The sequence below is a fragment of the Mesorhizobium sp. M7A.F.Ca.AU.002.02.1.1 genome, from assembly GCF_003998535.1.
GTDB lineage: Bacteria > Pseudomonadota > Alphaproteobacteria > Rhizobiales > Rhizobiaceae > Mesorhizobium > Mesorhizobium ciceri.
Window position 1 is genome coordinate 1 of sequence record NZ_RZPB01000387.1, and the last position, 5,841, is coordinate 5,841.

Annotated in this window: 5 protein-coding genes; 2 read left to right on the top strand and 3 right to left on the bottom strand. The window is 61.4% G+C overall.

What is annotated here, in order from left to right:
- The 3 genes from EN879_RS21795 to EN879_RS21805 all read right to left on the bottom strand — a co-directional run.
- Nucleotides 1-527: aldehyde dehydrogenase family protein (locus EN879_RS21795; RefSeq protein WP_127274241.1), on the bottom strand; the 527-nt coding region annotated here is incomplete at its 3' end.
- Nucleotides 524-1,516: a flavin reductase gene (locus tag EN879_RS21800; protein ID WP_027161918.1), complete on the bottom strand. Its 993-nt coding sequence runs from the start codon at nucleotides 1,514-1,516 to the stop codon at nucleotides 524-526. The genes EN879_RS21800 and EN879_RS21795, both read right to left, overlap by 4 nt.
- A 191-nt stretch (nucleotides 1,517-1,707) precedes the next feature.
- Nucleotides 1,708-3,513 (bottom strand): helix-turn-helix domain-containing protein, encoded by a 1,806-nt coding sequence (locus EN879_RS21805; RefSeq protein WP_063170691.1) that lies wholly within the window; start codon nucleotides 3,511-3,513, stop codon nucleotides 1,708-1,710.
- A 198-nt stretch (nucleotides 3,514-3,711) separates the two neighbouring features.
- On the opposite strand from EN879_RS21805, the gene EN879_RS21810 reads away from it, so the two are divergent.
- A complete protein-coding gene (locus EN879_RS21810; protein ID WP_063170692.1) occupies nucleotides 3,712-4,296 on the top strand; it encodes an amino acid synthesis family protein in 585 nt (194 codons plus the stop codon).
- Nucleotides 4,297-4,618: 322 nt separating this feature from the next.
- Nucleotides 4,619-5,758 (top strand): NAD(P)/FAD-dependent oxidoreductase, encoded by a 1,140-nt coding sequence (locus EN879_RS21815; protein WP_063170693.1) that lies wholly within the window; start codon nucleotides 4,619-4,621, stop codon nucleotides 5,756-5,758.
- Nucleotides 5,759-5,841 lie beyond the last annotated feature (83 nt).

Below are 5,841 nucleotides of genomic sequence, written 5' to 3' on the forward strand. Positions count from 1 at the left end.
GCAAGGCAAGGCGCCAAGGTGCCGGTGAGCAGCATCAGCGGCGAGTTCCACGGCGTGATCATGCCGATGACGCCAAGCGGCTCGCGCATGTTGAAGTTCAGCATGTCAAGCTTGTTGACGGGGATGGTGTCGCCCAGCAGCTTGTCGGCCATTCCGGCGAAATAGCTGTAGGAATCCGGTATGGCGCGCATCTGCGCCCGCATTTCCTTGAGCAGCTTGCCATTGTCGCGTGTCTCGATCAGCGCCAGCTCGTCGGAATGTTCGAGCACCAGCTCCGCCAGGCGATAGACGAGCTTGCCGCGGTCGGTCTGGGTCATGCGGCGCCAGGCCGGATCGGCAAAGGCTGCCCGCGCTGAAGCGACTGCGGCATCGACATCGGATGCGTCGGCCTCGGCCAGCTCATACCAGGACCTGGCGGTCGTTGGATCGTAGCTTGGAATATATTGCCCGCCTTTCGGTGCGACGAAACCGCCGCCGATGAACAGCTGCTGGCGGGAATTCTCGAGCGATTTGACTGACGTCTTCATGGCTGTTCCTGTTCGGCGTCCTTGGGGCTTTGCATCCATGGCTTCGAACCGCCATCAATGCTGGCGAGACGCCCGCCATCGCCCGAATCCATGTAGATGCTGAAGCGCTCGTCGTGCCGCTCGCGGCTGTAGCGGCGCAGCAGCGCGCGGATTTCGCGCGCCGGAATGTCTTCGTAGGGAAGGTCCGCCAGCGGAAAGAACTTGAATCCCGCGGGCAATGTGAGGGCGGCGGAAGCGCCGGAGAGACGGGCGCGATAGATGAGGTAGCCGGGATCGCTGTCGGCGACATCGAAGACGGAATAAAGAAACGTCTCATCCGGAAGCAGCGTCAGTGCGTCGCCGCCTTCGAGCTTGAGTTCGTTTTCCGCCTTGCGGCTCTTGGCGCTGGGCAGCACCCAGCCGCCCTTGCCGTTGGCGCGCAACAGGATGTTGCCTTCGGCTTCGATCAAATAGCCGACGATCATCGAGTGGGAAGCAAGCCAGCCCGGTGGCAGTGGATCCTTCACCGAGGCATAGCGTCCGCGGCAAAAGCCGAGCGGTGCCGACGGACTGGTGCCAAACGCCTGCACGGCGCCGATGAGAACGACATGGTCGCCGGCATCGACGCGGTTGTGCACGGTGCAGTCGAACCAGGTCAGGCATTCGTTGAGGATCGGCGCCCCGGTGTGGACACGGTCATGGCTGATCGAGCCGAACTTGTCGTGCGCCTTCGAGGCGAAGACCGCCGAGACGTCAGTCTGCCCCTCATGCAAAAGGTTGACCGCGAAGGAGTCGGACGCGTTGAACGCGGCATAGCTGGCAGCGGCCTTGCCGACGCAAACCAGAAGCAGCGGCGGATCAAGCGAGACCGACGTGAAGGAGTTGGCCGTCATGCCGCGCGGCGTGCCATCGGCGTCGCGGGTGGTGATGACTGTGACGCCGGTCACGAAGGTTCCGAATGCCCTTCTCAGTGCAATCGGATCGATCGTTGGCTGTGGGGTCGTCAGCATCTGGCCTCGTGTTCCCTCTTCGTATTGCGCGAGACGTTAGCCGCTGACCTGCAGCCGTTCTTCCTCCTGTTGATAGGAACAGCAAGCAGAGAGGCTGCTGTGTTTGCGAGCAAGGATCGCGGACAACAACGCAAGCAGCAGGGAAGAGTCCCGGGCTGGAAACAGTCCGCACGGCGGAGGCTGGAACGATGCTATCTTTCGACCGAAGCGCGGTTGTCGATGACCTCGCGCAAGCGGATGGCGAGCTCGAAAGCAAAGCGCCGCTCAGGGGTATCGAGATCGACACCGAACAGCTCCTGGATGCGCGCCAGCCGGTACCGCAAGGTGGTCACGTGCAGCCCCATCGCATCAGCGCAGGCCTGGCTGCGGCAGCCTTCGCGCAGATACGAGAACAACGTCTCCATATAGGGGGTGCCGTGCTGGCGATCGTGATCGGCGATGGCGCCGACACTGTCCTGCACGAAGCTCCGCACATCCTCCACCTCGGCGGCCGCGATCAGCATCGGCAGCGGGCCGAAATCCTGGCTGGCAAAGACGCCGGTCCGGCCGAACGAGCGTCCGATGCGGATCATGCGCCGGCAGCGATCCCATGCCGGGGGATAGTCCGCAAGTTTGGTGCAGAGACCGGAAAGAACGACGAAAGGTTCCTGGCCGAATTGGCGCCCCAGTTCCTCGGCAACCTTGCGCAGCAGCTTGGCGACACGGTCCCTGTCTTCGCCCAGCTCAGCCGGGATCAGGCAGACGAGGCCATTGTCGACGACGATGATGTCAGCCGCGACCGAGTTCTGCTGCAGCAACCGGATCACCGCATGATGCGGATCGACCAGACGTCCGGCGCTGCTTTGGGCGGCTTCAGGCAGGTCGATGAGGATCATCTGCTTTGGTGATGCCAGCCCTACGCCAAGCCGCTGCGCCCGCTGCATTACATCTGCGGGGTCGTGCCAGCGATGCTCGACCACCTCCATGAACAACTCCGTCAGCGTGCGTGTCTCGAATCGGAAGCGGATGAAGCTGCGCATCATCTGGACGCTGAGCGCGAATTTGGCGCTGTCGAGCAGAAGCAGGTCGAGCTGGCTGAAGGGCTCCTGCATGGTGAAGATGACCATTGCCCCGACAGCCTCGGCATCAACGCTCAACGGTTCGATCTTCGCGGTGAGACGCAGACGGCGCGTGCCGTCGTCGAGGAAGAACGTATGAGCCTCGCTGTGCGGCTGATCCACCGCCGACCGCGCGACCTTCATGATCTGCCGGTGCAGGCTGGTGCTGGCGGCAAGCTGCCAGGCCGCGTCGTCGAAATGCTTCTCGCTCGGTGAGCGGCTGGCGACGATCAGGTTGGCGGTGAAATCGACCACGACGACGGGGTTGGGCACAAGCGCTGCGATCCTGCCTGCAAGCGAAGGCATCGAGCTTTCGGCCAGGGCCTGCTGCAGCAGCGACGTGTGTGCCTGGAGCGCCTGCTGGAGCCGTTCCGATGCACGCTTCTCCTCGCGCAGCTTGTGCTGTTTCTCGACAGCGATTTCACCGAGATGGACGATCATCCCGATGAAGGCGAGATCGTCGGCGCTGACGTCCATGATCTCTCGCGAGATGACGCTGAGCACCATCGGCCTTCCGGCCTCGTCGACGCAACTCATCGGCATTACCAGAACGCTGCGGTAGTCGCGTTCGAAAGCCTCTATGCGATAGCCAGGAAACTCCTCCGAGACCCGGGCATCCCTGATATAGACGGCCTCGTTGCGTTGCAGGGCGACGATCGACGGACTGGTGGCGAGTTCCCAGCGGTCGGGGAGCGACCGCTGGATCAAGGTCGGGTCATGGCGAACGATCACGTAAGCATGGCCATGCGGTGCGTCGATGCTCATGATCGACCCCATCGTCCATCCGGCATGCCGGCAGGCGGCCAACACCAGATCACGCAACACCGTGCTGAGATCGCCGCCTGAGTTGATCAGGCTGGCGGCGTCGCGTAACGACAGGATTTGCGACTGATGGTTCACTGGTGCGACTGTTCCGGCTGACCGATCTGTTCCTGTTGGCACTGCGAGCGCCGATATAAGCAATTCGCGGCCGAGTGAAGCTACACGTCTTCCGAGAGCGAGACATCCGGTTTTTCCTTGGAAGCAGAGGAAGACGCGTGGTGCGCGCCTTCCTAGCCTGGCCCTTTCGAGTTTGGGCAGGAAGGACCGTTGGCGCGAATGGAAATCAGGAAAGTCTGCACCTTCATCGACGAGGTTCTGATCGAGGGCGGCAAGGTCGCTGGTAAACCGGTCACATCGATCGTCGTCGCCGCCGTGTTGAAGAACCCGTGGATGGGACGGGGCTTCGTCGAAAACCTTCGCCCCGAGATCATCGACATCGCTCCCAGGCTCGGCGCCGAACTTACGCAGCGGCTGACCGCCTTGATGCCGCCGGCCGAGATCGAATCCTACGGCAAGGCCGCGGCCGTCGGTATCAATGGCGAAATCGAACACGCCTCGGCGCTGATCCACACGCTGCGCTTTGGCAATCTGTTCCGCGATGCCGTCGGCGGCTCCACCTATCTCGAATTCTGCAACACCAGAAACGCCGCGGGGGCGTTGTTGTCACTGCCAATGATGCACAAGAGCGAGAACGGGAGGCGCTCGCATTTCATCACCGCGAACTTCCAGATCGCCGATGCACCGGGTGCCGATGAAGTGCTGGTTGCCATTGGTGCAGCCAACGGCGGACGCGTTCACGCCAGGATTGCCGACAGGTTCCAGGATATAGCGGAAATGGACGCGGAAAACGGCTCCTCCTGATAATCGGAGTCGTGTCAGGTCGTAAACCGGCCAGCCTTTGTCCTGTCTTTCAAGCGCGCCATTGCGGGACATTGGCTGCGAAAGGCCTTCTACAAAGCGGGGTGGCTCCTGGGAAGGGGGACCTTGTTTCGTGCAAGGAGCCGACCTATTCTAGGCTCCGTCGCGAAAAACAACTGCCTGACCATTGTCACCTTCGTCAGGCAGGTGAGTACACGTCAACTGTGCACAGCACGGTTCGGCCAGCGTCTCCGAGAGCAACCGCCCGACGAGAAGTCGGGCTCATGGCAACCGTCATTCCGACGGATGCATTGGAGCGCTAAAAATGCGAAATCATATTGCAATCATTGGTGCGGGCCTTGGTGGCCTCACGCTTGCCCGCGTTCTTCATGTCCATGGCGTTTCAGCCACGGTCTATGAAGCCGACGCCTCCTCTGCATCGAGAGCGCAGGGGGGACTTCTCGACATTCACGCATACAACGGTCAGCTCGCCCTCAAATCCGCAGGTCTGTTTGACTCGTTTCTTCAGCTCGTCCGTCCTGGCGAAGATGCAAAACGGATTGTCGACAAGGACTGTCATATCTTGTTCGACAGGCCGGGCAGCCACAGCGGCGAGCGTCCTGAAGTGGACCGGGGCGAGCTTCGCAAGATGCTCATCGATTCGATCCCGGCCGATATGATCCATTGGGACCATAAGGTCACGTCCGTGGCAGCTACCGAGGACAATCGCCATGAGATCACCTTCATGGACGGCTCAAAGGTGACCTGCGACCTTGTCATTGGGGCCGATGGCGCGTGGTCGAAGGTCCGTCCACTGCTTTCTGATTCAAAGCCGGCCTACACGGGAACGTGTTTCGTCGAGACATTCCTTTTCGATGGCGACACGCGCCACAAGGCGAGCGCAGAGGCGATCGGCAGCGGCACGCTGATGGCCGTTGCGCCCGGCAAAGGTATCCTGGCGCATCGCAATGCCGACGGAAGTCTGCATGTCTACGTCGCCTTGAACAAACCGGAAGACTGGATCGCTTCGATCGATTTCAGTGACGCTGAAGCTGGGTTGGCTCATATCGCCGGGCAATTCGAAGGATGGGCTCCGCAGCTGACTGCCCTCATCACGGACTGCGACACCGATCCAGTGCTTCGACCGATCTATGCGCTCCCGGTTAGTCATCGCTGGAGCCGGGTGCCAGGCGCAACTTTACTCGGCGATGCCGCGCATCTGATGTCCCCATTCTCTGGCGAAGGCGCGAACCTCGCCATGCTTGATGGCGCGGAGCTTGCCCAGGCGCTCCTTGCCTATCCTGATGAGATCGAAGCCGCACTCACTGTCTACGAAAAGAGACTCTTCCCACGAAGCGGCAAGGTGGCCCAAGAAACCGAGCAGAACCTAAAGCGGTTTTTTGACGACACCGCACCGCAAAGCGTGGTCGATCTGTTCAGTGCGATGCAGGCATCGGCGAAGTAATCGCACTGGGGCGTGACTCGTTGAAGTCCCCGACAACACGACCGGTCGGAGGCCCAGGAGCACATCTGGGCTCCGCGGTGATA

What these genes read in the sequence shown, in the direction of transcription:
- EN879_RS21810 (WP_063170692.1), top strand. Translation starts at nt 3,712, where the DNA reads ATGGAAATCAGGAAAGTCTGCACCTTCATCGACGAGGTTCTGATCGAG.
- EN879_RS21800 (WP_027161918.1), bottom strand. Translation starts at nt 1,516, where the DNA reads ATGCTGACGACCCCACAGCCAACGATCGATCCGATTGCACTGAGAAGG.
- EN879_RS21815 (WP_063170693.1), top strand. Translation starts at nt 4,619, where the DNA reads ATGCGAAATCATATTGCAATCATTGGTGCGGGCCTTGGTGGCCTCACG.